This is a genomic window from Acinetobacter endophylla (assembly GCF_053543775.1).
In genome coordinates, this window is the sequence record NZ_JBLVOM010000239.1 from 1 (window position 1) to 19,810 (window position 19,810).

The following is a 19,810-nucleotide window of genomic DNA, read 5'->3' on the forward strand; positions in this document are numbered from 1 at the left end:
GAACAAAATACCCAACTCAGATATATCTGTTAATGAACGATGTTCAAAGCACTGCTTTGAACAGAGTGCAAGATTTGAAGAAAGCTAAGGCAACCATAAGACCTCAGTAAGTAATCATACCAGTTGTGCTGGCGACCATAGCAAGAGTGAACCACCTGATCCCTTCCCGAACTCAGAAGTGAAACCTCTTAGCGCTGATGGTAGTGTGGGGTTACCCATGTGAGAGTAAGTCATCGCCAGCTCATTATTCAAAACACCCCCAACCAAACGGTTGGGGGTGTTTTTTTATGCGCGGGTTTTAATCAAAAGCTTAGACACTAATTCTTTATTAAGAGAAATTCTATTTATAATTTTTAAAATATATCTATTTACTTTTCTATGCTGAATTTAGACCAGAAACTCTGTATCTTGATGTTAATTTGAACAATAAATCAGTATGGAGAAGAGGATGTTGTCGCAATTTAAAATAAAAATTCTACTCAGTTGTTGTGCTTTAGCATTTACTGCCTGTCATGCAGAGAATTCATCTTCTAGAAGTATTCAAGACGCATCTACATCAGCTGCCAAATCGGATGCAGTCTCTTTAAGCATGCAAAAATATAAGGTTGAACAGGTGGCTCAATTTAATGAGCCGTGGGCGATTACTACTTTAAATGATGGCCGACTATTGATTACTGAGCGCAAAGGAAAATTGCAGCTCTTTGATCCAAAAACCAAGAAAAAAATCGAGGTGAAAGGTATACCCCAGGTTGCGTATGGGGGCCAAGGTGGCTTAGGTGAAGTTGCTTTACATCCAGATTTTGCAAAGAATCAGTGGGTATATCTGAGCTATGCTGAACAAGGCCAAGGCGGATATGGTGCAGTGGTGATCCGGGGTAAATTAAACTTAAATCAAGCCACTCCTCAACTCACACAAATTGAACGGATCTGGACGCAAGTGCCGAAATTTTCAGGCCAGGGACATTATGCCCATCGGATTGTATTCGGGTCGGATGGTAAGTTATGGATCAGTTCAGGAGAACGTCAGCAATTCAACCCTGCACAGGATATGCAATCCAACGCCGGTAAAATTATTCGCCTGAATGATGATGGCTCAATCCCTGCCGATAATCCGTTTATGAATCAGGGTAAAATTGCCCAGCAGGTCTGGAGTCTTGGACATCGTAATCCTCTAGGCATGGCTTTTGATCCGAAAGGGCAGCTTTGGGTAATCGAAATGGGACCAAAAGGCGGCGATGAACTGAACAAGATTGTCAAAGCTAAAAATTATGGTTATCCGTTAGTGTCCAATGGCGATCATTATGATGGCAAGCCGATTCCTGACCACAGTACCCGACCTGAATTTGAGGCCCCAGCACTGGATTGGACTCCGGTAATTTCTCCTTCAGATTTAATGTTTTATACGGCTAATGTCTTCCCGAAATGGAAAAATAAAGCGATTGCGACCGGTCTGTCTTCCAAGGCGATTGTGATTGTGGATACGACCCAGACTCCAGTGAAAGAAGTCCAGCGTCTAGATATGAAGGAGCGGATTCGCGGGGTTGCTCAGGCACAGGATGGTTCACTGTGGGTGATTCAAGATGGTTCGCAAGCCGGTTTGTTAAAAATGACAGCACCTTAATCCTCTGCTTTTAGGATGCTTATCTGAAAATGAGTTATTGAAAGGTGGAATAACGCAGCATGAGCTGACCCTCTGAATGAAAGGATTTTTAAGCTGATGCTGACATGAAAGAAAAAGGCCTCTACATCCTGTGAAGGCCTTTTCATATTCTGTTAAAGGTATAATATCTGTTATACCGATCAGCATCCTGCTACGTGAATTTTTTATTTTTCTTACAAGACTTCCTGTCTTGGTATGATCTCAATATAGCCTGAAGCGATACAGCGCAATAGGGCAGTTTGGCTGCATAGATTGTAGGTCAAAGCCGACAGCCAAATTTTAAAAGATAATTTTAAAAATACTGTTTCAAAATGATCATCTGACCAAATCATAAACTGCGGTGATGATTTTGCTGTATGTTAGCGAGAGAAAACTCTTTTGATATGCATCAACTGATATAAATAAAAACGTCCATAAAATAATAAAAAGGAAACTCCTATGCCTACGATTCAAATTGAAGTTCGGCAACAATATCCTCAAGCAGTTGAGGAACAATTGCTTAACAGCGTATTTCATTGTGTGAAAACTGCCTTTCAGCTGCCTGAATATGATCGTAATATTCGTCTGGTCGTGCATGAAGCGCATCGTTTTCATTATATGAGCCATTTAGCTCAGCCTGAATATTTTACCTTGATCAGTATTGACTGTTTTGCTGGCCGCAGTCTGGAGACCAAGCGCAATTTGTATCAGCAGATGGTCAAAAGTCTCGGAGAAATCGGCATTCCTGCAGATCATATTCTGATTCATCTGAGAGAAAGTGCACTAGAAAATTGGGAGATCCGGGGAGGGCAGGCCGCCTGTGATGTTGATCTCGGCTTTAAGGTTGATGTTTGATGCATTCCGATCACTACTCTAGTTAAACCTAAAGTTTAAACAGAAAAGCCTCAACACCCTGTCGAGGCTTTTCTGGATTTGCTTCTCAGATCTGACTCCTGTCTAATCTGTCAACGTCCTGTTGATTGGCGCTTTTTATTGTTGTCGTATCGCTTTGCAGACTTCCTGTCTGTCTATGTACTCACTATAGCCTCGCATAAAATGACTGCATAGCGGCTAAACTCTGCGCTGCATGTAGGCTAAAACGTACAGGGCTGTCGTCCAGTCATTAAGCACTGACATATTGAATCAGTCTATCTACCACAGCTTTTAAGTTTTTATTATCAAATTCATTGCCTTGGAAGGAATAATCTTTGTTGCGCGCAAAGATGTCCCGGATTTCGATCACGGCATTGGTATCCACCAGTCCAAGTTGAGTGCCGACTTGACGAATCTGGTCAATTGAACGTGAGCCGTTGGTCGCACCATAACCAATATAAGCTGCCGGTTTGCCTTGCCATTCCTTGCCGAGATAATCCAAGGCATTTTTCAGGGCAGGGCTATAGCCATGATTGTATTCAGGCGTGACAAAAATAAAGGCATCGCCAAGCGCAATCTTGTCGGCCCAGTCTTGCTGTTTGGGTTGATCATAAATCCCGGTCAATGGCGGATGAGCCCCAGAAAATAGCGGAAGATCCCATTCTTTTAGATCGACAATTTCAGTTTCTAAAGTGCTAAAGGCATAACTTTTAATTTCCTGCAGTACCCAGTGTGCCACTTTAATCGCGGTACGTCCCTCACGCACACTTCCAACCACAATATAAATTTTCATGTTTCATCCTTTCTTCTGGTCTGATCATCAAATTAAATTAATCAGATTTCAGAAAGGTGACTAGAGATGATTTGTATCCGGAAAATAAAAAAGCTCCCGAAGGAGCTTTTTCAAAATCAGTCAATTAGCTGATGTTTTACATCAGTTTAATACCTTGCTGACCCGCAGGTGTCACTTTAAAGATTTCCACTTCAAAAGTGATGTTTTTGCCTGCCAATGGATGGTTAAAGTCCACTTCAGTGATGTCATCATTCACCGATCTCACCACGCCATACAAGGTCGCTTTGGCTTTGTCTTCAAACTCGATCATGTGACCTTCGATCGGACGGTCTCCAAATTTTACCGTGTCAAATTTCTGAATGTTTTCTGGATTCCATGGCCCAAAAGCATCTTCTGGTGGCAGGCTGACCGTGCGACGGTCACCGGCACGTAAGCCAATCAGTGCTTTTTCAAAACCAGGCAGTAAATTGCCATCACCAATCACCAGGCTGACCGGTTCTTCACGGCTACGGGTATTGTCAATTTCCACGCCATTTTCGATTGCGACAGAAAAGTGCAGCTCGACTTTAGAACCGTCTGCAACCCGGGTTTCTTCGTTAGGATGAATAAAATCAGTCATGTTGTGCTTGCGCCCGTTGAATTCGATGTTTTTCTAAGAAAAAGGTATCAATCAGCATCAGAATAGTGCCTACAGTAATAGCACTATCTGCGATATTGAACGCAGGGAAGTGGCTGTTCTGGTAATACACATGAATAAAATCGACTACATAGCCGAGGCTGACCCGGTCGATTAAATTACCGATGGCACCACCCAGAATCAGGGCAATCGCCAATGGTAAAATTTTCATGTCTTTTGGCATACGCATCAGCCAAAACACAAAGATTACAGACACTAAACCTGCCAGTGAAGTAAAGAAATAGCGTTGCCAACCACCGGCATCGGACAGAAAACTAAAGGCAGCACCATAGTTATGTAACAGTGTCCAATTTAAAAAGGGCAGCACAGGAACAGGATCTGCATAATTCAGATTTGTCACTGCAATCCATTTGGTCCATTGATCCAGAAGGATCGCCAGAATGGCCAGTCCAACCCACCATAAATTATGTGGATAGAACTGGAATAAGCCCTTTTTCGTGTGGGTATTAGGCATATTTTCTCTCTTCGCCTTGGCCTGTAGGAAGGTTGATGATACAACGACCGCATAGGCCAGGATGTGCAGAATGTGTATTTACATCTGGTAATACATGCCAGCAACGTACACATTTTTCGCCATCAGCCGCTGAAACTTTCACATTCAAGCCTTCAAGATCAGATGCTTCACCTTGTGCTGCATCAAACTCATTGACGATCACTTGTGATGTGATCAGTACGAAACGAAGCTCATCACTTAACTTATCTAGCACTGCTTTTAATTCAGCATTTGCCCAAAGTTCAACTTTGGCAGACAAGTTAGAACCGACAGTTTTTGCTGTACGTGCAGTTTCAATGAATTTGTTTACTGCAGATTTCACAGCAATGAGCGTTTGCCATTCAGCTTCAGATACTACATTTGCAGTTGAAGCCACAGGAATGTCATACCATTCAGCCGTGAACACGTATTTCTCTGATTGCTCAGGAATTAACGGCCAAGCTTCTTGTGCAGTAAAGCTCAGGATTGGTGACATCCAACGCACGAATGCTTGTACCAAGTGATACAACGCAGTTTGTGCAGAATGACGTGCTTGCGAATCCGCTTTCGTGGTGTATTGACGGTCTTTGATGATGTCTAAGTAAAAACCACCTAAGTCATTGATACAGAAATTCGTTAAAGCAGTGGTGACAATATGGAAGTTCATATCTTCATATGCTTTTTTAATGGTTTCTTGCACTTCAGCAGCACGTTGCAGGATGTATTGATCGAGTGCGATTAATTGATCTACAGGAAGCGCATCTGTTGATGGTTTGAAACCATTGAGGTTAGCAAGTAAGAAACGAAGCGTGTTACGGATACGACGGTAACCGTCAGACGCACGGCTAAAGATTTCTTTACCTGCGGTCATTTCATAACGGTAATCCGCAGATGCGATCCAGAAGCGTAAGCCGTCTGCACCCATATCTTTAATGATGTCTTGTGGGGTGATCACGTTACCGATCGACTTCGACATCTTACGACCTTTCTCGTCCACTACGAAACCATGCGTTAACAAGCCTTTGTATGGCGCACGTTTATTAATCGCAATCGAGGTAAGCAATGAGGATTGGAACCAACCACGGTGTTGGTCTGAACCTTCAAGGTACAAATCAGCAGGATCAGTCAATTCTTCACGTTCACGCAGTACTGCATAATGCGTTGTACCTGAGTCGAACCAAACGTCTAGCGTGTCACGCACAGCATTGTATTGTTCAGCATCATCACCAATGAACTCACGGGCATCACGGTTGTACCAACCATCAATACCTTCTTGTTCGATCAGCTTAGCCACTTCTTCGATCAGTTCAGGCGTACGTGGGTGCAATTCATTGGTGTCTTTGTGTACGAAGAACGGAATTGGCACGCCCCAAGTACGTTGACGTGAGATACACCAATCCGGACGACCTTCAATCATCGCTTGGATACGGTTTTTACCCCAGTCCGGTACAAAGCTGATCTCGTTTTCAATCGCATTCAAGGCATTTTGACGTAGACCTTTAGCATCCATGCTGATAAACCATTGTGGTGTCGCACGGAAGATAATCGGGGTTTTATGGCGCCAGCAATGCGGGTAGCTATGCTTGATCACTACATGTGCCCAAAGCTTGGTTGCTTCAGTTAATGCTGCAATAATTTTTGGATTGGCTTTGTAGATATGCTCGCCTGGGAAGATAGGCGAAGTTGGTAAATACACACCATTACCACCGACTGGGTTTTCAACTTTGAGGTTGTACTGTAAGCCAACTTTATAGTCGTCCACACCGTGACCCGGTGCAGTATGTACAGCACCTGTACCGCTCGCATCGGTGACATGTTCACCCAAAATCACTGGCACTTGGCGTTCAGCAATTAAAGGATGTCGAAGAACTAAATTCTCAAGTTTTGCACCTGTGAATTCAGCAAGCACTTCAAACGCAGTAAAGCCATAACGCTGAGTCGCAGACTCAACCAATGATTTCGCCAAAATGAAGTTTTGTGCAGCTTTATCTTCGGCTGTTGCTTTCACCAGTTGGTATTCAAGCTCAGCATGTAATGCAACCGCTTGGTTGGCAGGCATCGTCCAAGGTGTTGTGGTCCAGATCACGATATCGGTACGATCAGCAACGTCTACGCCTAAACGAGCAGACAAATCAGCTAAATCAACAACAGTGAAACCGACATCAATTGCATCCGATTTTTTATCTTCATATTCAACTTCAGCTTCAGCCAATGATGAACCACAGTCCAGACACCAGTTGACTGGTTTAAGACCTGGCTCGATATGACCTGCTTTCGCGATTGCACCCAGTGAACGTACGATGTCGGCTTCTTGTTTGAAGTTCATCGTTAGGTAAGGATTGTCCCAATCACCGAACACACCCATACGTACGAAGTCTTTCTTTTGAAGCTCAACTTGGGTGTAGGCATATTCACGACACGCTTTACGGAAAGTTGAAGCATCAACTTTTACGCCGACTTTACCGACTTTTTCTTCGACTTTCAGTTCGATTGGCAAACCGTGACAGTCCCAACCCGGTACATATGGCGCATCAAACCCGTCCATGACACGGCTTTTGATAATGATGTCTTTGAGTACTTTGTTGACCGCATGACCCAAATGGATTTGACCATTGGCATAAGGAGGGCCGTCATGAAGCACGTATTTTTTCTTGCCAATACGCGATTCACGAATCTGCTGATAAATGTTGTCGGCATACCACTCTTCTAACCATTTCGCTTCACGTACTGCCAAATTTGCTTTCATTGCAAAGTCAGTACCTGGGAGGTTTAGCGTGGCTTTATAGTCCACTGCATTTTCAGGAGTTTGCTTATCGCTCATGCAAGTCGTCTTCCAATCTAATCAGTTATGTCACTGACACGTTTTACAATAAAAATATGGGATATTAAAAGGGAAATGTGGGGTGATTTCGACGAAACTCAAGCAGTTTCTCGACATCATCATCAATTCCGGCTTTTAGCGCTTCAAGCGAAGGATAGTCCTTTTCGCCATGTAAGTAGTTTAAGAACGTCACCCGCATCAACAGGCCATACAGATTAGCAGAAACATCTGGAAAATGTACTTCTAATCGCCACTCTGGATGTGCTTGTTTAATGGCAGGACGTGTGCCGACATGACCTGCCCCAAACAGGGCAGTCGGGTCATAACCCGCAATACCGGTTTGCGTTGCAGAGTCGGATTTTACTTTGTCTTTTAAGGATTGGGTTTCGCAAATGACTTCAACCCCATAAATTCCTTTGAGGCAGGGCTTATGACGGTTGAGCCGTACATTAATAGTAGGAAAATCAATGGTTCGACCAATCTGATCACCGTATTGCACCCGCCCGGTAATGCTATAAGGACGCCCCAGCAATTGTGCGGCCAAGGCTAAATCACCGGCTTGCAAGGTCTGGCGAATCCGGGTGGAACTGACGCGTTCACCATCCAGAGCAATGGTATTTAAATTGGTCACTTTAAAGCCGTAATTGCGCAGGAATTCACTGTTGCCTTGGCGGTTTTTACCAAAGTGAAAATCATCGCCTAAGACCAGATGCCGGGCATTCAGTTTTTCTTTTAAAATGTCGGCAAAGGCTTCTGCAGTCAGACTGCGAAAAGTATGGTCAAATTTCGCCACAGCGATATAGTCCACACCCAGCTCAGTCAGGTATTCAACTTTTTCACGCAACGATGAAATACGCGGTGGGGCCTCATAACCCTGAAAGTATTCAAGCGGTTGCGGCTCGAAAATCATCACTACAGATTTTAAACCCTGTGCTTCAGCCACCTGTTGCAGCTGACGGATCATCGCCTGATGGCCTAAATGCACGCCGTCAAAATTACCGATGGTCACGGCAGTTTTGGGTAATTCAGAATGAGAGGCTAAAGCATTTAGACGGAGCAGCTGCATGGGCAAATCAAGTGCTTAGAAATATCGAGAGGCTATATATTGCCATAATCTCGCGCTTTCGTCTTGCTGTTGTGTTTTTATGCAATATTTTTCTTGAAAATTCATCTTCCTTGGAATTAAGCCGGCTGGTTTTTCTACGCGCTAAGTATGTCTGATCAGGGTACTGGTGCTTTTCATTCAGACATTTTTGTTTTCTAATGTCAGGGTTTTTCTTGATATCAGGTGTTTCGAATGTCCGATCTGGCGCTCATCATGGCTCTACCCAATGAATCCAAAGGCTTGTTTGAAGCAGAAGGCATTCGGGTGCATTACAGCGGGATTGGTAAAGTCAATGCGGCTTTTAAAGCTTTTGAGGTGATTCAGAACACCGGTTGCAGTACCTTGCTGAATTTGGGAAGCGCGGGGAGTTCACATTTCAATGCGCATGAACTGGTCGAAGTCACGCAATTTGTACAGCGTGATATGGACGTTTCACCCCTCGGCTTTGAGGTCGGCATGACCCCGATGGATCAGCATTTCCCGGGTGCCATTGAGCTGGATTCTTTCTTTGACCATTTGCCGAAAGGGATTTGTGGGACAGGCGACAGCTTTGAAACCGGTATTTCAAAAGTGGCGTGTAATTTGGTCGATATGGAAGGCTATGCCTTGTCCAAAGTCTGTAAAAAGCTGGGCGTTCGGCTGATTTCAGTGAAATACATTAGTGATGGAGCCAATGAGACTGCGCATCTGGATTGGGAAGAAAATCTGTTATTGGGTGCGAAAAAATTATTAGATTTATATCAAATGGTAAAATAAATAGGAAAGTTAAGTTTGCTCGGCGACCATAGCAGCTATGGTCGTGTGCCAATCAGAAGCGCTTGCTTATTTATCCGTACGTGGAATCACGCCGTATAACATCATGTGTACCGTATGCTGGATAATGCGTTGCTGCATGCTGCGGTTACGCAAAGTTTTACCCGTGACCATTTCCATTTGAGTGGCAAAGTCTGCATAGTTCTGGGTAATCGCCCAAATATTCAGAATCAGTAACTCAGGATCAATATCTGCAGAAATCTTGCCTTGCTCCTGCCAGTTGGAAATCACTTTGGCTTTACGCTTAACCAGTTTTTTCAGCGGACCTTTTAAAATTTCCAGAATATGCGGTGCACCTTGAATCACCTCCAAAGCAAATAAACGGGATGCTTTAGGCTGGGTACGCGACACTTCAATTTTTTGCATCAAATAATTGGTGATCGCTTCTTCAGGTTCAAGTTCAGCTTCAAGGGTTTGTAAAGGCGCCAGCCATTTTTGTAGAACGGTGGTTAATACCTCGACATACAGGGCTTCTTTATTTTCATAATAATAGAAAATATTCGACTTATGCATTTCTGCAATTTGTGCGATTTCATCCAGACTTGCCCCATTAAAACCATATAGGGAAAATACGTCTAGTGCAGCATTTAGCAGCTGATTGCGTTTTTGAGTACTCTTTTTTTGTTCCATTAGCAAATATAAAAAACAATGAAAAAGGGAATCCTCAATTGTACGGCAAATCATCAGATTTGTGCACACAGTCACAGGCTAATTTTTTGAATAATGATGATTTATTCTCTAGATCAATATTTAAAATAGGCTAAATGCATCTACACCAGAAGAAAAATTCAAGTTTCTGAAAATACTTCATTTATTCATCTTTTTTCTTCATTAATTGGAGAGAGGAATAATACTGAAATGAATCTGATAAAAATATCTTCTTATTGAGATAAACGCATTTTTGTAAGAATAAGACCCAAAACCATGCGCGATTTTGGGTGGGATTAAGTATTTAGGTCGCTAAAACTGCCTGCAAGACCTGCTGTTCCAGTTCTGCAAATGTCACAGTTTTTTGCCGGGGACGTGGCAAATTGACCCTAAACTCTTTGGCAATATGGCCTTTGTCCAGTAAGATAATCCGGTCTGCCAGTTGCACGGCTTCACTGACATCATGCGTGACCAGAATGGCGGTAAAGCCTTGCTCGGTCCAGAGACGTTCAATCAGGTTCTGCATTTCCAGACGTGTCAGGGCATCCAGGGCGCCGAGCGGTTCATCCAGCAGTAGAATACGCGGCTGATGCGATAATGCCCTCGCCAAGGCGGTACGTTGCCGTTGTCCTCCAGAAAGCTGTGAAGGCCACAGTCCAGCTTTTTCTTTGAGTCCGACCTTTTCCAGCATTTGCGAAGCTTTGGCATGCTGCTCCTTCGGTAAACCGAGTTGAACATTCTGTTCGATGCTGCGCCAAGGCAGCAGGCGAGGATCCTGAAACATCACCCGGATATCATCTGCAGTAATGCCTTCACGAATATGCCGGGCGGACTTAAACTTGATTTCACCGTAGCTTTGCTGTTCCAGGTCGGCAATCAAGCGCAATAAGGTACTTTTACCACAACCGCTGCGACCGACAATCGCCAGAAATTCACCCGGTTGTATATGCAGGTCCAGATCTTCTAAGACTTTGACTGAACCATAAAACTTGTGCAGCTGTTCAATGATAATTTCGGCACCGATCACTGCAGCGGGATTAATATCTGCCGTAGGTTGTTCCAGTGGCACAATCGGGTCATTGGCATGACGCCCTAAACTAAGATCAGTCATCACATGCTCCTCATTTATTCTTTATTTTTGATAGCCGGCATGCCAGCGCAGCAGGAATCGTTCTAAAGCCACGGCCAGAACATCGGCCAGTTTACCCAGCAGGGCATACAGTAAAATACCTACCAGAACCACATCGGTTTGCAAAAAATCACGTGCATTCATGGTCATATAACCAATACCAGACTGAGCAGAAATAGTTTCGGCAACGATTAACAGTACCCAGACCAGACCTAGAGAAAAACGCAGTCCGACCAGAATTGACGGCATCGCACCCGGCAGAATAATTTCTTTATACAGTTGCCAGCGAGTTAAGCCATAGCTTTTGCCCATCTCAATGAGTTGTGGATCGACCGAGCGGATGCCATGATAGGTATTGATATAAATTGGGAAAAATACACCAATCGCCACCAAAAACAATTTGGCAGATTCATCAATCCCGAACCATAAGATGACTAGGGGAATGAGTGCCAGTGCAGGAATATTGCGGATCATCTGCAAGGTGGTGTCGAGCAGGGTAGAGGCAGTTTTGGATGAACCATTTAACAGACCCAGCAATAGGCCCAAACCACCACCTACCAATAATCCGCTGATGGCACGTCCTGCACTGACTTGCACATGCGTCCACAGTTCACCGCTGAGCAATAAATTCCAGAAGGCTAAAACCACGGCACTCGGTGCAGGCAGAATCCGGCTTTCCAGCAGGCCTGTGCTAGAGGCAATTTGCCAAACTGCAATCAAGAAAATTGGAACCAGCCAGGGCAGCAGATGCTGCCCCAGAATTGTTCCACGTGAAACCTGCTTTGGGGTCAGGGTTTCAACGGAAACGACTTTTGACATTAAGCAGACTCCTTAATTTTCTCAGCCTGCTTGTTCTCGTCCGGTGTGTAGTTGTTCGCCACGATTTCACCAAATGGACCGGTCAAGTTTGGTTGAGTGAGTTTTTGCTGGGTTTCCAGTGGAAGTAAAGGGAATACCAGTTCTGCAAAACGGATGGATTCTTCCAGATGTGGATAGCCTGAGAAAAGAAAGGTGCTGATCCCCAGATCGGCATATTCCTGGATACGTGCAGCGACAGTTTCCGGATCGCCGACCAGTGCCGTACCTGCACCACCACGAACCAGACCCACACCTGCCCAGAGGTTTGGAGAAACTTCGAGTTTGCTGCGATCGCCATTGTGCAGTTCTGCCATACGGCGCTGACCGACCGAGTCCATGGATTTGAACTTGGCTTGGGCTGCAGCGATAGTGGCATCATCCACATATTGAATCAGTTCTTCAGCCGCCGCCCAGGCCTGCTCATTGGTTTCGCGTACGATCACGTGTAAACGGATCCCGTAATTCAGTTCACGACCTTTAGCTGCGGCCTTGGCTTTTACCACTGCAATTTTTTCTTTGACTGCGGCCGGTGGCTCGCCCCAGGTCAGGTAAGTGTCGACCTGATCCGTAGCCAGTTCAATGGCATCATCTGATGAACCGCCAAACCATAAAGGCGGATGTGGCTGCTGGATTGGTGGATACAGCAATTTTGCCTCGTCGACACTTAAGCGTTCGCCATGGAAGCTAAAGCTTTCACCGGTATGTGAGCGTTTTAAAATTTCACGCCAGATGGTGGTGTATTCGGTCGCCGTTTTATAACGGGTTGTGTGATCTTCATAGACGCCATCACCTTTTAGCTCCTGCTCGTCACCGCCAGTCACCAGATTCAGCAGTACTCGGCCATTAGACAAGCGGTCAAAGGTCGCGGCCATACGTGCAGCCAGTGCCGGCGTGGTCACGCCTGGACGCAATGCCACCAGGAATTTTAATTTTTTGGTCGCATCAATCAGGCTGGCTGCAGTTAACCATGGATCTTCACAAGAACGGCCAGTCGGAATCAGGACACCTTCATAACCTAAGTTATCTACCGCAACGGCAATCTGCTTCATGTAGGCATGATCTACAACACGTGCGCCCTTGCTGGTGCCTAAGTAACGACTGTCGCCATGAGTGGGGATAAACCAGAAAATTTTCATGTAATATTCCTTAAATTGAATGATCTTGTTTGCTCATCAATGTGTGGCCGCTGGCGACCAGATCTGTTGCTGGACGCTGATGGTTTTGGGAATCAGTTGAACCTGCTGGAAGAGATCGGCAATATTCTGTTGAGCTTTGATCACTTCCGTCGTTAATGGTTGTACCGGCGAAGGTTTAAGACGACGCTCAAATGCAATCTTCGCTACATCCGGTTTCAGACCGGTACTTTTCTGATAGATATCTAGAGCTACAGCCTGGTTTTTAAGAATCCACTGGTCAGAGGCATTTAAAGCCTGAATAAACTTCCCGGGACTATCCGGATGCTTCTGAATAAATTCGGGATTGCCGATATAAAAGGAGTAGGTTTGTGGAAAGTCACTGGATTCAATCAGCACCTTAACCTTGCTGTCGAACTCGGCTGCACCCAGAAAGGGATCCCAGATTGCCCAGGCATCAATGGCTTTTTTGTCAAAAGCAGCACGTGCATCCGCAGGGGGAAGCCAAATGGCTTGAATCTCTGACCACTCCAATCCTGCTTTTTCCAGGGTTTTGGCCAGAAGTTCATGGGCACTTGAACCTTTTTGAACCGCGATCCGTTTTCCTTTCAACTGTTGAATGTTTTGAATCGCACTGTCTTTCGGCACGACCACGGCCAAAGAATTTCCCGCCACTTTTTCAAAGGCCACGTAGCTCAGGGCTTTGTCTGCCGCCTGTGCAAAAATAGGCGGAGTATTTCCCACATAGCCATAATCCACTGCACCGACCGCTAAGGCTTCCAGCATTTGTGGACCTGCCGGAAACTCTTTCCATTCAATTTTGGCACTCGGGAATTGTTGTTCTAATAGCTTTTCATCGCGTGCCACCAGCAGATTCAAGGCTGATTTCTGAAAGCCAATCGCAATGGTTTTTACCGGTTGTGTTGCTTTGGTGTCTGCAGCAGTCTTTTGCTGTGCTTCCTGTTTCTGACAGCCAGTCAGACTAAAGCTCAATAACGCTAAACTGATATAAGAAACTGTTTTTAAATGACTCATCTTTATTCTCGAATTATTCTGCTGTTATTTAATAATTGCTGCATCAATATTCAGCTTTTGTGGAATCAGCTGCTGCGCATAAAACGCATCGGCGACCTGTTGCTGTTTTTGAATCACGTCAGTCGTGAGGGGTTTAACACCGAAGCCCATGCGTGAAATAGAGGTTTTTAAGACATCGACGGCTAGACCTGTCGGTTTTTGCAGGAGCTGAGCGGCAGCGTCCTGATTTTTTGCGACCCAGTCCGTGGTCAGGTTTAGTTCATTGACAACCGCCTGTACCACCTGAGGATGGCTTTCTGCGAACTTGCGATCTGCCAGATAGAATTGGTGGTTGCTCACCACATTTTCACCGCTGGCAATGACACGCGCACCAATCTGATGTTCAGCAGCTGCAAAGAACGGATCCCAGATGACCCAGGCATCAACTGCACCACGTTCAAATGCAGCACGTGCATCGGAAGGTGGTAGATAAATCACTTCAATATCACCGAGTGTCAGCTTGTTGGCTTCCAGAACTTTTAACAGCAGGTAATGCACATTTGAACCTTTGTTCAGGGCTACCCGTTTGCCTTTCAGATCCTGAATAGACTGGATTGGTGAATCTTTCGGTACAATCAAGGCTTCGGCCTTAGGTGCTTGCGGCTGATTGGCCACATAGACCAGATTTGAGTTGGCCGCCTGGGCAAAAATCGGTGGTGCTTCACCGGCTTCACCAAAAGAGATGCTGCCGACATTCAGGCCTTCAAGCAATTGCGGGCCAGCCGGAAATTCTACCCATTTCACATTGACCCCTTGCTGTTTTAAGCTGGTTTCCAGCGTACCGCGTTCTTTTAAAATAGGTAATACGCCGTATTTTTGGAAACCGATATTCAGGGTAATGGTCTCTTCTTTTTTCGAGCAGCCTGAAAGCATCATGACACCCACCATCGCAGTACCAAGTACCACAGTCTTTGCTAAAAACTGAACATGAGATTGGCGCATGAATCAAAACTCCCGAAAATGACAAACTAGTGAATGAAAACTTAGACACACGCTAATCGTTTTTGTTTTTTCAAAAAAATAACTATTCAGGAATTTCTAATGAAGAAAAAAGGTAAATAAAAAAGCGCAAAACTTATGCGAAAAAGTGATTTATATAAAAATGAATATTTACTATTTAAGTTAATCAAACTTATGAAATTTATAATTATTTCTTTAAATCTAATCTGCTGATATGTTTAGCTGAAAAGCAGCATTGCAATTTTAAAATTTAAATCGAGATTGCCAGATATCTTTATCTAAAATTAAGCTAAGGCACCAAAAGAAAAAGTCACTTTAAAGTGACTTTTTGCAAACAATGGAATTGCGTTGATAATTATAAAAAGCCTGACGGGCATCCGGCAGATCATCGACTGAAGCCGGTTCAAAGCCCTGTTCCAGAAACCAGTGCGCGGTGCGGGTGGTTAGAATAAACAGCTGCTGAATCTGCATGCTTTTGGCTTTTTCTTCAAGATAATGCAGGATCTGGCTACCCCGGTTAGACTTGCGATAACTTGGATGTACTGCAACGCAGGCGATTTCTGCAGAACGCAATTCATCACCCGTGGTCGGAATCGGGTAGAGGGCGGCACAGGCCAGAATCATGCCGTCCCGTTCGATTACGGCAAACTGGTTGATTTCATTTTCCAGACGTTCACGGGAGCGATAAACTAGAATACCTTCTTCTTCCAATGGACGCAGCAAACCGATCAGGCCACCGACATCCTGAATATCTGCCATCCGCACTTCTTCATAATGTGCATCGGTGACCAGAGTGCCGGAACCATCACGGGTAAACAGTTCTTCCAGCAGGGCACCATCATAGGCATAAGAAATCAGATGCACCCGATGTACGCCGTTCATGGAGGCTTCCTGTGCGGCTTTTAACTGTAATCCTCTTTCCAATGCATCTTGCTCGACCGGAATAAAATCATCCAGTTGTTGCGGTGTCACTTCGCGTTTGAGTTGGCCGTTACTGTCCATCAGACCATGCTGCTTACCGAGAAAAATCAGTTTATCTGCCTTGAGGCGAATCGCAGTTTTGGTAGCGACTTCTTCAGCCAGCAGATTAAAAACTTCTCCGGTAGTGGAATAACCGGTCGGGCCAAGCACCACAATATTATGACTGTCCAGATGGCGCTGAATCGCATCGGTATCAACCGCGCGCACTTCACCGGTCAACTGAAAATCGATACCATCGCGGATGCCATACGGCTTGGCGGTGACAAAATTCCCTGAAACGGTATCAATCCGGGCGCCATACATCGGCGAATTGGCCAGTCCCATAGACAGCAGTGCTTCAATTTGTAGGCGGATCGAACCGACGGCATTCATCACGCAGCTTAAAGATTCACGTGTGGTGACCCGACGCTGCTGGTAAAAAGGCGTCGTAATCTGGCTTTGAGCCAGATTCTGGTTAATTTGCGGACGTGCACCATGTACCAGAATCAGCCGAATGCCTAAAGAATGTAATAAAGCAATATCGTGAATAATATGCTGAAAGTTATCATTTAAGACGGCTTCGCCATCAAACATGATTACAAAGGTTTTATTGCGGTGCGCATTGATATAAGGCGCAGAATGGCGAAACCAGTGCACATATTGCAAAGTTGTGCTTTGTGACGTTTCTGCTGAAGTCATGCTGTGCCCATTTCAATGATTGAAGATCCAGCTTTGATTCTAATGAAAAAAAATGCAAGTGGAAGTGCAGATATAAAAAAACACCTGAAGGGGACTTCAGGTGTCTGCAAGACGAGCAGTAATGGAGAAAGCTTAGTTAATGATTCGTACAATTTTGTTGGTACGCTCATTGACCAGAACGTAGTCATTGTTGACCTTGTACCATTGCTGGAAACGACCGGTATTTGGCAAACGGCGTGCTTCGCGATCACTTACTTCAAAACGGTTGTTGTCATATTGGCGAGGTAAAGTTTGTCCTACGCGCCAGTCACGGCTTGGATTGACCATACGGTTGTTATGACGGCGGTCATCATTCCAGCGACGGTCGTCATTCCATTTCTTGCTGTCTTTGGCATTCCAGTGTGGCGCCGGTTTATGCGGATTATGGTCATAACGCGAGTCATGCTGTGGTGCTGCCATTGCAGAAGTAGCTAACAAAGCACTTAGAGATAACGCGATTGTAGTTAAGACTTTTTTCATGGCTCTCACCTTAAGATGTATATCTAATTTCGATGAGACTAAATTAGCGAACAAGTACATAGAAAGCGTGAGGGCTATTTAGTTAAATTGTTAAATTCATGAAGAAATTTAGTAGATGAATCACGCAGTCTGAAAACTGGAAAAGCAGCAAGATTTGCGGATAAACAATTTTCAGCCAGTGAAATAAAAAAGCCCAAACATCGTTGGGCCTGAAAGAAGATTAAATTTGAATGCTCTTATGAACTAGTCACCCACAATCCGGATAATGCTGTTGTTTTCAGAATCCACCAGAATGTAGTCATTATTGACTTTGTACCATTGCTGCTTGCGGTCAGGTCGAGGCAGGCGATGGTCTTTGTATTCAACTTTATAGCCATTGCCACGATAATGCTGCGGCATTACATAACCTGGCTGCCAGCGTAACTGTTGCAAGCGTTTCACCCCGCGTTCTTCACGCATACGGCGGTTATCCTGCTGCTCTTCCTCTCGGAACTCACGGGCTTTCTTCTTGTCATGACCATGACGTGAATCCATACGGGATTCATCATTGAAATGAGGGGCAGCGATGACGACATTGCTCAGCATGAATGTACTGCAAGAAATTGCCAGTGCCACCAAAACCTTTTTCATGTTGAACCCTCATTAAATTGTTCATCTTCTACAGCGCCTAATGTACGGAAAAATTGCAGAGAAACTGTGAAGAACAGGCACAATTTTTATAACAAATGCAGAGATATTATGATGATGTCATGTTTTTACATGACTATATGCGACGGCATCACTTCTATAAAGTAGCCTACCGAGCCATGTCCTTATCTCATCAAAGCAAGGGCCAACATGCAAGCGAAAATCGATGATTTAGCTCAAAAAAACAGCATTGAGTCAGCGAGAAAAAAGTTCATGATTTAATGAAACGGCAAAGAATTTTGCCAGTTTAGTTTGAGATTAATTCCATTGTTCTGCCAAACTCTGCAAGGACTGGATTGCTTCAGCCACCGATTCAGCTTGAAGAGCATCATCAAGTGCCACAATCAATGCTTCAGATAACTGCAACTGTTCAATCCGGTGAATCGTTTCAATTTTACGTTTTTGGTCAGCCATGCTGCGCTCCTGATTTGATCTATCTGTGGTTCAAGAAAGCATAGTTCAATGAGTTTGATTTGGAAAACCGTATAATTTTATATATTTAATATGTAAATCCGATTTATTGTTATTTTTTGCAGGATTTTAAGAAAAAAAGGGCACTTTATCGAAAAGTGCCAAGATTATTCAATGACCCGACTTTTAATAAGCGTAGTTCAGGTCAGTATAATCGTTGAGTGATTTTTGCACATGCGCCTGAATAAAGGCACGTACATCTTCGGCCGTCATGGCTTTACCCTGATTGCTGATGACATGCTCGATTTCAGGTTGTCCTTCAATTTGAATGCGATAAACAAAGTGCTTGGCCAGACGATAACTGTCGTCTAATTTTTCAATGCCAGTCACATAATAATAGGCATGTTCAAAATTCAGATCCTGATGTGAAAATACAAATTGCTCGAACAATTTGAGTTTCTGAGCATTTTCGAGTGCTTTGATGTCATCCACGATACTGGCTTCAAACTTGGTGCCGTATTTCTCTGAAATAGGCTGTTGATCAATCAGCAGCGACACCATGCCATCGTCTAAATGGGTCACCGTAATATTGTTTAATTCAGTCATGATGCACTCGAGTGAAATATAGTGGGGCTTAGTATGCTGTTATTTTAATGAAACTCAATGCGAGCGGGGTGAACTTACTTAAGATTTATGCGCTGAATATGACTAAAAATGAAATAAAAAGGGAGCGATTGCTCCCTGAATGACAGACAGAATAATTTAATCCTGTGCATCAATACTCTGGCCATTCATATGCAGGCTGTCATTACCCATCAAATATAGATAAGCCGGCATGATTGAATCGGGGGTAGGCAGGGTTTTCGGATCTTCATTCGGATAGGCCTTGGCGCGCATGGCAGTCCGCGTTGCCCCGGGATTGATGCAGTTATAACGGATATTCGGATGTACCTGCTCTTTGGCAAATAACTGGCTTACCGCTTCAATAGCAATTTTAGAAACCGAATACGCACCCCAGCGTTCGCGGGCTTCGCGGCCTACACCTGAGCTGGCAAAAACCACAGAAGCATGTTCGGATTTGGATAATAACGGTAACAGCGCTTGGGTCATGACAAAGGGTGCACGCAGATTGACCGCCATCACATCATCCCAGACATTGACCGGATAATCCGCCAAGGGAACCCGTTCGCCTAAAATGCCGGCATTGTGCAGAATGCCGTCCAAACGACCAAACTGACGGTCTAGCGTATCGAGCAAAAGCTCATAATCACGTTCTGACGCACTCGATAGTTGTAGCGGCAAGATGGCAGGTTGCGGCGCACCCAAACTTTCAATTTCATCATAAATGACTTCGAGTTTGTTTAAGGTACGCCCATGCAGCACCACAGTTGCGCCATGCAAGGCATAACTGATTGCTGCTGCACGTCCAATGCCATCGCCCGCACCTGTGATTAGGATGATACGATCCTTGAGCAGATCGGGGCGAGGTTGATATGCTGAATATTTCATTATCTACCTC

General features: G+C 44.6%; 20 protein-coding genes and 1 rRNA gene. 4 read left to right on the forward strand and 17 right to left on the reverse strand.

Annotation, left to right across the window (positions count from 1 at the left end):
• The first annotated feature begins 127 nt into the window (after positions 1 to 127).
• The 3 genes from rrf to ACNPNW_RS09730 all read left to right on the forward strand — a co-directional run bounded on the left by rrf (position 128) and on the right by ACNPNW_RS09730 (position 2,494).
• Positions 128 to 242, forward strand: a 5S ribosomal RNA gene (rrf, locus tag ACNPNW_RS09720).
• Between the two features lie 206 nt (positions 243 to 448).
• The gene (locus ACNPNW_RS09725) at positions 449 to 1,621 is read left to right on the forward strand and encodes a PQQ-dependent sugar dehydrogenase (protein WP_448766949.1); all 1,173 of its coding nucleotides are present in this window, start codon (positions 449 to 451) and stop codon (positions 1,619 to 1,621) included.
• Between the two features lie 477 nt (positions 1,622 to 2,098).
• Positions 2,099 to 2,494 (forward strand): tautomerase family protein, encoded by a 396-nt coding sequence (locus ACNPNW_RS09730; RefSeq protein ID WP_039902475.1) that lies wholly within the window; start codon positions 2,099 to 2,101, stop codon positions 2,492 to 2,494.
• Between the two features lie 268 nt (positions 2,495 to 2,762).
• On the opposite strand, the gene ACNPNW_RS09735 is transcribed toward ACNPNW_RS09730, so the two are convergent.
• The 5 genes from ACNPNW_RS09735 to ribF all read right to left on the reverse strand — a co-directional run bounded on the left by ACNPNW_RS09735 (position 2,763) and on the right by ribF (position 8,361).
• Positions 2,763 to 3,305, reverse strand: a complete 543-nt coding sequence (locus ACNPNW_RS09735) for an NADPH-dependent FMN reductase (protein ID WP_004281216.1) — start codon at positions 3,303 to 3,305, stop codon at positions 2,763 to 2,765.
• Positions 3,306 to 3,441: 136 nt separating this feature from the next.
• Positions 3,442 to 3,924 carry an FKBP-type peptidyl-prolyl cis-trans isomerase gene (locus tag ACNPNW_RS09740; protein WP_164542857.1) on the reverse strand — a complete coding sequence of 161 codons (483 nt, stop codon included), beginning with the start codon at positions 3,922 to 3,924 and terminating at the stop codon, positions 3,442 to 3,444.
• Positions 3,917 to 4,456, reverse strand: a complete 540-nt coding sequence (gene lspA / locus ACNPNW_RS09745; RefSeq protein ID WP_005261481.1) for a signal peptidase II — start codon at positions 4,454 to 4,456, stop codon at positions 3,917 to 3,919. Before lspA ends, ACNPNW_RS09740 begins: the two co-directional genes overlap by 8 nt.
• Entirely contained in the window at positions 4,449 to 7,295 is a 2,847-nt protein-coding gene (ileS, locus tag ACNPNW_RS09750; protein WP_420937481.1) for an isoleucine--tRNA ligase, read from the reverse strand. The genes lspA and ileS overlap by 8 nt, the downstream gene beginning before the upstream one ends.
• A gap of 64 nt (positions 7,296 to 7,359) precedes the next feature.
• The gene (ribF, locus tag ACNPNW_RS09755) at positions 7,360 to 8,361 is read right to left on the reverse strand and encodes a bifunctional riboflavin kinase/FAD synthetase (RefSeq protein ID WP_448766950.1); all 1,002 of its coding nucleotides are present in this window, start codon (positions 8,359 to 8,361) and stop codon (positions 7,360 to 7,362) included.
• A 231-nt stretch (positions 8,362 to 8,592) separates the two neighbouring features.
• Here ribF and ACNPNW_RS09760 point away from each other — a divergent pair, with 231 nt between their 5' ends.
• Positions 8,593 to 9,156, forward strand: a complete 564-nt coding sequence (locus tag ACNPNW_RS09760) for a 5'-methylthioadenosine/S-adenosylhomocysteine nucleosidase family protein (RefSeq protein WP_448766951.1) — start codon at positions 8,593 to 8,595, stop codon at positions 9,154 to 9,156.
• 66 nt (positions 9,157 to 9,222) lie between these two features.
• Here the strand turns inward: ACNPNW_RS09760 and ACNPNW_RS09765 are convergent, their stop codons facing one another.
• From ACNPNW_RS09765 to ACNPNW_RS09820, 12 genes are all read right to left on the reverse strand, one after another.
• Complete coding sequence (locus ACNPNW_RS09765; protein WP_004281222.1) at positions 9,223 to 9,843, reverse strand: TetR family transcriptional regulator C-terminal domain-containing protein; 621 nt, start codon at positions 9,841 to 9,843, stop codon at positions 9,223 to 9,225.
• A gap of 322 nt (positions 9,844 to 10,165) precedes the next feature.
• A complete protein-coding gene (locus ACNPNW_RS09770; RefSeq protein WP_431437441.1) occupies positions 10,166 to 10,972 on the reverse strand; it encodes an ABC transporter ATP-binding protein in 807 nt (268 codons plus the stop codon).
• A gap of 21 nt (positions 10,973 to 10,993) precedes the next feature.
• On the reverse strand, positions 10,994 to 11,809 hold the full coding sequence (ssuC, locus tag ACNPNW_RS09775) for an aliphatic sulfonate ABC transporter permease SsuC (protein ID WP_431437440.1): 816 nt from the start codon (positions 11,807 to 11,809) through the stop codon (positions 10,994 to 10,996).
• Positions 11,809 to 12,984 carry an FMNH2-dependent alkanesulfonate monooxygenase gene (gene ssuD, locus ACNPNW_RS09780; protein WP_448766952.1) on the reverse strand — a complete coding sequence of 392 codons (1,176 nt, stop codon included), beginning with the start codon at positions 12,982 to 12,984 and terminating at the stop codon, positions 11,809 to 11,811. Before ssuD ends, ssuC begins: the two co-directional genes overlap by 1 nt.
• A gap of 36 nt (positions 12,985 to 13,020) precedes the next feature.
• A complete protein-coding gene (locus ACNPNW_RS09785) occupies positions 13,021 to 14,016 on the reverse strand; it encodes an aliphatic sulfonate ABC transporter substrate-binding protein (RefSeq protein ID WP_448766953.1) in 996 nt (331 codons plus the stop codon).
• Between the two features lie 24 nt (positions 14,017 to 14,040).
• Positions 14,041 to 14,997 carry a sulfonate ABC transporter substrate-binding protein gene (locus tag ACNPNW_RS09790; RefSeq protein ID WP_219307928.1) on the reverse strand — a complete coding sequence of 319 codons (957 nt, stop codon included), beginning with the start codon at positions 14,995 to 14,997 and terminating at the stop codon, positions 14,041 to 14,043.
• Positions 14,998 to 15,330: 333 nt separating this feature from the next.
• Complete coding sequence (gene argA / locus ACNPNW_RS09795; RefSeq protein ID WP_004729045.1) at positions 15,331 to 16,674, reverse strand: amino-acid N-acetyltransferase; 1,344 nt, start codon at positions 16,672 to 16,674, stop codon at positions 15,331 to 15,333.
• 132 nt (positions 16,675 to 16,806) lie between these two features.
• Positions 16,807 to 17,193, reverse strand: coding sequence for an RcnB family protein (locus ACNPNW_RS09800; protein ID WP_005261495.1), 387 nt, complete (start codon positions 17,191 to 17,193; stop codon positions 16,807 to 16,809).
• Positions 17,194 to 17,436: 243 nt separating this feature from the next.
• Positions 17,437 to 17,823: an RcnB family protein gene (locus ACNPNW_RS09805; RefSeq protein WP_005105288.1), complete on the reverse strand. Its 387-nt coding sequence runs from the start codon at positions 17,821 to 17,823 to the stop codon at positions 17,437 to 17,439.
• Between the two features lie 315 nt (positions 17,824 to 18,138).
• The gene (locus ACNPNW_RS09810; RefSeq protein ID WP_180180774.1) at positions 18,139 to 18,294 is read right to left on the reverse strand and encodes a hypothetical protein; all 156 of its coding nucleotides are present in this window, start codon (positions 18,292 to 18,294) and stop codon (positions 18,139 to 18,141) included.
• 183 nt (positions 18,295 to 18,477) lie between these two features.
• Positions 18,478 to 18,897 carry a hypothetical protein gene (locus ACNPNW_RS09815; protein ID WP_448766954.1) on the reverse strand — a complete coding sequence of 140 codons (420 nt, stop codon included), beginning with the start codon at positions 18,895 to 18,897 and terminating at the stop codon, positions 18,478 to 18,480.
• A gap of 156 nt (positions 18,898 to 19,053) precedes the next feature.
• A complete protein-coding gene (locus ACNPNW_RS09820) occupies positions 19,054 to 19,800 on the reverse strand; it encodes a YciK family oxidoreductase (protein ID WP_005094903.1) in 747 nt (248 codons plus the stop codon).
• Between the last annotated feature and the right edge of the window lie 10 nt (positions 19,801 to 19,810).

Coding starts and splice junctions, on each gene's coding strand:
- ileS (WP_420937481.1), bottom strand. CDS start 7,295: ATGAGCGATAAGCAAACTCCTGAAAATGCAGTGGACTATAAAGCCACG.
- ACNPNW_RS09725 (WP_448766949.1), top strand. CDS start 449: ATGTTGTCGCAATTTAAAATAAAAATTCTACTCAGTTGTTGTGCTTTA.
- lspA (WP_005261481.1), bottom strand. CDS start 4,456: ATGCCTAATACCCACACGAAAAAGGGCTTATTCCAGTTCTATCCACAT.
- argA (WP_004729045.1), bottom strand. CDS start 16,674: ATGACTTCAGCAGAAACGTCACAAAGCACAACTTTGCAATATGTGCAC.
- ACNPNW_RS09800 (WP_005261495.1), bottom strand. CDS start 17,193: ATGAAAAAAGTCTTAACTACAATCGCGTTATCTCTAAGTGCTTTGTTA.
- ACNPNW_RS09765 (WP_004281222.1), bottom strand. CDS start 9,843: ATGGAACAAAAAAAGAGTACTCAAAAACGCAATCAGCTGCTAAATGCT.
- ACNPNW_RS09805 (WP_005105288.1), bottom strand. CDS start 17,823: ATGAAAAAGGTTTTGGTGGCACTGGCAATTTCTTGCAGTACATTCATG.
- ACNPNW_RS09740 (WP_164542857.1), bottom strand. CDS start 3,924: ATGACTGATTTTATTCATCCTAACGAAGAAACCCGGGTTGCAGACGGT.
- ACNPNW_RS09770 (WP_431437441.1), bottom strand. CDS start 10,972: ATGACTGATCTTAGTTTAGGGCGTCATGCCAATGACCCGATTGTGCCA.
- ACNPNW_RS09760 (WP_448766951.1), top strand. CDS start 8,593: ATGTCCGATCTGGCGCTCATCATGGCTCTACCCAATGAATCCAAAGGC.
- ssuD (WP_448766952.1), bottom strand. CDS start 12,984: ATGAAAATTTTCTGGTTTATCCCCACTCATGGCGACAGTCGTTACTTA.
- ACNPNW_RS09735 (WP_004281216.1), bottom strand. CDS start 3,305: ATGAAAATTTATATTGTGGTTGGAAGTGTGCGTGAGGGACGTACCGCG.
- ACNPNW_RS09790 (WP_219307928.1), bottom strand. CDS start 14,997: ATGCGCCAATCTCATGTTCAGTTTTTAGCAAAGACTGTGGTACTTGGT.
- ribF (WP_448766950.1), bottom strand. CDS start 8,361: ATGCAGCTGCTCCGTCTAAATGCTTTAGCCTCTCATTCTGAATTACCC.
- ACNPNW_RS09730 (WP_039902475.1), top strand. CDS start 2,099: ATGCCTACGATTCAAATTGAAGTTCGGCAACAATATCCTCAAGCAGTT.
- ACNPNW_RS09785 (WP_448766953.1), bottom strand. CDS start 14,016: ATGAGTCATTTAAAAACAGTTTCTTATATCAGTTTAGCGTTATTGAGC.
- ACNPNW_RS09810 (WP_180180774.1), bottom strand. CDS start 18,294: ATGGCTGACCAAAAACGTAAAATTGAAACGATTCACCGGATTGAACAG.
- ssuC (WP_431437440.1), bottom strand. CDS start 11,809: ATGTCAAAAGTCGTTTCCGTTGAAACCCTGACCCCAAAGCAGGTTTCA.
- ACNPNW_RS09820 (WP_005094903.1), bottom strand. CDS start 19,800: ATGAAATATTCAGCATATCAACCTCGCCCCGATCTGCTCAAGGATCGT.
- ACNPNW_RS09815 (WP_448766954.1), bottom strand. CDS start 18,897: ATGACTGAATTAAACAATATTACGGTGACCCATTTAGACGATGGCATG.